The sequence below is a fragment of the Gemmatimonadota bacterium genome (assembly GCA_039715185.1).
Lineage (GTDB): Bacteria > Gemmatimonadota > Gemmatimonadetes > Longimicrobiales > RSA9 > DATHRK01.
Genome location: JBDLIA010000168.1, coordinates 1 through 3,311, shown reverse-complemented (window position 1 = coordinate 3,311; position 3,311 = coordinate 1). Strand labels below are relative to the sequence as shown.

General features: G+C 67.7%; 2 protein-coding genes. Both read left to right on the top strand.

Going from position 1 to position 3,311, the window contains the following annotated elements; translation table 11 throughout:
* Positions 1–586: sigma-70 family RNA polymerase sigma factor (locus ABFS34_16240; GenBank protein ID MEN8376978.1), on the top strand; the 586-nt coding region annotated here is incomplete at its 5' end.
* A 35-nt stretch (positions 587–621) separates the two neighbouring features.
* On the top strand, positions 622–3,311 hold a 2,690-nt coding region (locus tag ABFS34_16235), incomplete at its 3' end, for a protein kinase (GenBank protein MEN8376977.1).

Genomic DNA, 3,311 nt, shown 5'->3' with positions numbered 1-3,311 from the left:
AGTATCGGGCGCAGGACGGGACGATGCCGGGTCGCGGCAGGAAGCCGCGGCCCGCGCTCTGGCCGAGGCGGTAGCCGGAAACCGTGAGGCTCTCGACGGGTTCGTGCCCGAGGTCTACGACGAGCTCCGGCGGATGGCCCACCGGCAGCTCCACGGCGAGCGGGCCGACCATACGCTGTGCACCACCGCGCTCGTCCACGAAGCCTACCTCAAGCTCGTCAAGCTGGACCGGCTGGAGTGGCAGAACAGGGCGCATTTCTGCGCCGAGGCCGCGCGTGCGATGCGGCGAATCCTGGTCGACCACGCCGTGCATCGCACCGCGAAGAAGCGGGGCGGAGGCCGCGGCCGGGTCGAGTTGGATGATTCGTTCGCGATCACGGAAGCGGAGTCCGCGCAACTGCTCGACCTCCACGCCAAGCTGGAAGAGCTCGCCGCGCACCAGCCACGCCCGGCCCGGGTGGTGGAGTGCCGCTTCTTTGCGGGCATGACCATTCCCGAGGTCGGCGAGGCGCTCGGCGTTTCGCTCGCGACCGTGAAGCGCGACTGGGAGATGGCCCGCGCCTGGCTGAACCGGGAGCTCGCCTAGGCGGACTGCCGCGTCTCACCACCGGAGGTGGTCGGTTGAGACTGAATGACTGGGACCGGATCGAGAAGCACTTCCACGAGTTGGTCTCGCTTGACGCTCGCGAGCGCGCCGAAGCCCTGCGGGAGATCTCGAAGAAGGACCCCCTGCTCGGCCGCGACGTCACGTCGCTGCTGGAGTACCACGACACCGGCGGCGCCCTCGACGCGCTCTGGCCCCGCATCGCTCCCGATCCGATCGGTCGGGCAGTCCCCGATGCGCCGGCCCCCGACCTCACGAACTCCGTGGTCGGCAACTACGAGCTCGGTGAGTTGATCGCCCGCGGCGGCATGGGCGACGTCTACAAGGGCAAGGACACCAGTTTGGACCGGGACGTGGCCCTGAAGTTCCTTCCCGCTTGGATGAGCCGGGATCCGTCGGCGCGAGATCGCCTGCATGTGGAAGCCCGCATCGTCTCCTCGATCGACCACCCCAACGTGTGCACGCTGCTGGGCATGGGGGAGGCCGACGACGGCCGGCTCTTCCTGATCATGCCGCTGTACGAGGGGGAGAGCCTCAACCGCCGCATGTCCCGCGGGCCCCTGCCCGTGGAAGAAGCGGTCGATATCGCCGTGCAGACGGCCCGCGGACTGATGGCCGCCCACGAACGCGGCATCGTCCACCGCGACATCAAGCCGGGCAACCTGCTGCTGACCTCCGACGGCGCCGTGAAGATCCTCGACTTCGGCGTCGCGAAGCTGGCCGACGTGCACCTCACCCGGCCCGGAGAGCGGCCCGGTACCAGGCAGTACATGTCGCCGGAGCAGGCCGCCGGGAAGTCCACCGACGCCCGGACGGACCTGTGGTCACTAGGCGTGGTGCTGCGCGAAATGCTGACCGGCGACCGGCCGGTCGGCCCGGTTGACGCCGGCTCGGACGATGAAGCCCCCGGGGCTGCACCCCCGGTCGCGTCGGCAGCGGTACCTCCGAGCCTGTCCCACGTGCTTGACCGCCTGCTGGCGCCCGAGCCGGAGAGTCGTTACCCGGACGCGCGCACCGTGATAGAGGACCTGAGCGCCGCCGGTGGGGATGCTCGAGTGTGGAGTAGGAAACGCCGGACCCGACGAGCCTTGCCTACGGCGCGCGCAGCGGTGGCCGTGCTGGCGGTCGCGGCGCTCGCGGTCGCGGCACCGTACTTCGGCGTCCTCGGGTCCCGGTCTGGTCCCTCTCCAGACGCTGTGGCGGCCCCAAGCACGCCCGGCGGCGCCGCCGCGTCAGATGTGCCCAACCAAGTGTCGATCGCCGTGATGGCGTTCGCGAACGCAAGCGCGGACCCCGATCGGGAGTATCTGGCCGAGGGCCTCTCGGAGGAGCTGCTCAACCTGCTGTCAGCCGTCCCCGGCGTCCGGGTGGCGGCCAGAGGCTCGTCCTTCTCCTTCAAGGACGGCGACGCCACGGTTCAGGAGGTCGCCCAGACCCTCGGGGTGGACTATGTGCTCGACGGCTCCGTCAGAGACTCCGGGGACCGAGTACGGATATCCGTCCGGCTCATCGAAGCCGCCTCGGAGAGCCAGGTCTGGGGACGGTCCTACGATCATGAGCTCGACGACATATTCGCGCTGCTGGACGAAATCGCCGGGGCGGTCACGCGGGCGCTCCGGGTGGAGGTGATGAGCCCCGCGCTCCGTACGAGCCAAACGACGCCGGAGGCCTACCGACTCTGGCTGCAGGCGCGGTATCTGCTTCGAACGCCGCGGACCAATAATGAAGAAGTTGAAGGACTGCTGAATGAGGCGCTTGCCTTGGATCCGGACTACGTTCCAGCCATGCTTTCGCTGGCTCGTGTGTACAATCGATTTTGGGTGCGTGGGGCGGAGGGCTATGACGAACGCGCGCGAGACCTCGTCGATCGCGCGTACGAGCTGGAACCCGAAAACGCTTACGCCAACGGGTGGCTGTCGTGGTTCGCCATCTTCTACGACCAGGACCTGGAGACCGGAGCTCGTCGTGAAGAGCGGGCGTTCGCGTTGGACCCCACACACATCGACCTGATCAACGGCCTGCAGCAGGCGGCCCGAATATTCGGATACTACGATGAGGCAATCGTACTCGGGGAATATCAGGTGGCGAGCGATCCGATCTGCTCCCGGTGCTATTTGCAGCTTGGCTACTCGAATCTCGTAGCGGGACGGCTTGACACCGCCGAGGCGGCCTTCAACAAGGTATTGACGCTCGGGGGAGGTGAGGACGGACGCACGGGTCTGGGACTGGGGCTGATTCACCTGCTCCGAGGAGACGGGGCGACCGCGCTAGAGGCCTTCAACGGTATCTCCGAAGAGATCCTCTGGGGTGTGCCCGCCCGAACGCTGGGGGTGGCATTGGCCAGTCACACGCTGGGCCGCCCGACCGACTTCGCGCGGGCGCGCGATGAGTTGAGTGCAGCGGAGGACAGCGTGCGGTGGTTGGCGCCACTCTACGCGTGGACCGGCGACCTCGACCGAGCGTTCGAGCTTCTGGACGCCATGCCCAAGCCGAACCGAACAACATACAATTTTCTCCCGGTCCCGCAGGACCCCGTTTACAGGAAGCTCTGGGATGACCCCCGCTGGGCCACGGTTCTGAGCGACCGTGGAGTATCGCCCGAACAACTCGCGGCGATCGACTTCAAACTCGTCCTGCCGGAGGTGATCACCTCCGTGGTGGAAGAGGCTCGGCAGGGCGCTGTGGGCCCAGGGTCAGCCGCGCCCTG